This is a genomic window from Gordonibacter pamelaeae 7-10-1-b, from assembly GCF_000210055.1.
GTDB lineage: Bacteria > Actinomycetota > Coriobacteriia > Coriobacteriales > Eggerthellaceae > Gordonibacter > Gordonibacter pamelaeae.
The window spans coordinates 2,907,995-2,909,411 of sequence record NC_021021.1 but is presented as its reverse complement, the minus strand read 5'-3'; the positions used below and the strand labels follow the sequence as shown (position 1 = coordinate 2,909,411).

General features: G+C 68.1%; 2 protein-coding genes. Both read left to right on the top strand.

All coding sequences use genetic code 11. The features are described from left to right. A partial coding sequence (locus GPA_RS13440) for an AMP-binding protein (RefSeq protein WP_049784162.1) occupies positions 1 to 1,185 on the top strand: 1,185 nt, incomplete at its 5' end. After that, positions 1,182 to 1,417, top strand: a 236-nt coding sequence (locus GPA_RS13435; RefSeq protein WP_041239657.1) for a nucleotide-binding protein, incomplete at its 3' end; no start/stop codon positions are given. The genes GPA_RS13440 and GPA_RS13435, both read left to right, overlap by 4 nt.

Here is a 1,417-nt window from a genome sequence, read left to right as displayed (position 1 = left end):
GTGTGCGCCGCGCCCGTGGAGCGCGCGGGCTGGCTCGACTTCAACACGGGTGTGAGCGCGGCGAGCGCCGACTTCGCGCGCGTGGAGACGCTGGCCGCCGACCCCATGCTCATGTACTTCTCGAGCGGCACGTCGGGCAACCCCAAGATGGTGCTGCACGACTCCGAGTACGCCATCGCCCATTTGGTCACGGCCAAGCACTGGCACAACGTGCAGCCCGACGGCCTGCACTTCACCATCGCCGACACCGGCTGGGGCAAGGCCGTGTGGGGCAAGTACTACGGCCAGTGGCTCATGGAGGCGTGCGTGTTCACCTACGACTTCGACCGCTTCCATCCCTCCGAGATACTCTCGCTCATCGGCAAGTACGGCATCACGACGCTGTGCTGCCCGCCCACGATGTACCGCATGATGATGGCCGAGGACGTGGACGCCTACGACCTGCACACGCTCATGTACTCCACCACGGCGGGCGAGGCGCTGAACCCCGATTTGTTCGACTTCTGGAAGGAGCACACCGGCCTCACCATCTACGAGGGCTTCGGGCAGACCGAGACGCCGCTCACCATCGCGAACCTCACGGGATCGGTGCCGCGCCCGGGCTCCATGGGCAAGCCGGTGCCGCTGTACAACGTGGAGATCCAGCGCGAGGACGGCAGCCGCTGCGACACGGGCGAGACGGGCGAGGTGTGCATCGACGTGCACGAGAAGGCCGCCGGCATCATGCTGGAATACTACCGCGACCCGGAGAAGACGGCCGCGGCCGTGCACGACGGCTGGTATCACACCGGCGACACCGCCTGGTGCGACGAGGACGGCTACTTCTGGTACGTGGGCCGCAACGACGACGTGATCAAGTCGAGCGGCTACCGCATCGGGCCCTTCGAGATAGAGAGCGTGCTTCTGGAGCACGAGGCCGTGCGCGAGTGCGCCGTCACGGGCGTGCCCGACCCGGTGCGCGGCAAGGCCGTGAAGGCCACGATCGTGCTGGCCGAGGGCTTCGCCGGCTCCTCCGAGCTCACGCGCGAGCTCCAAACCTGGGTGAAGAAGCGCACCGCCCCCTACAAGTACCCGCGCATCGTGGAGTACGTGGACGCCCTGCCCAAGACCGTGAACGGCAAGATCCGCCGCGCCGTCATCCGCCAGGAGGACGAGAAGCCCAAGACCCCCGAGGGATTGGTGTGACGGCGCCCGCCTGGGCGCCCGCCGCGCCCGTCCTCGTGATCACCGGGCACTACGGGGTGGGCAAGACCAACCTCGCGCTCAACCTGGCGCTCGATGCGGCGGCGCGCGGGCTGGAGGTTACGGTGGTCGACCTGGACGTGGTGAACCCGTTCTTCCGCTCGAGCGACTACCGCGCGCTGCTCGACGAGGCGGGCGTGCGGACGATCGCGCCCGTGTTCGCCGGCACGAACCT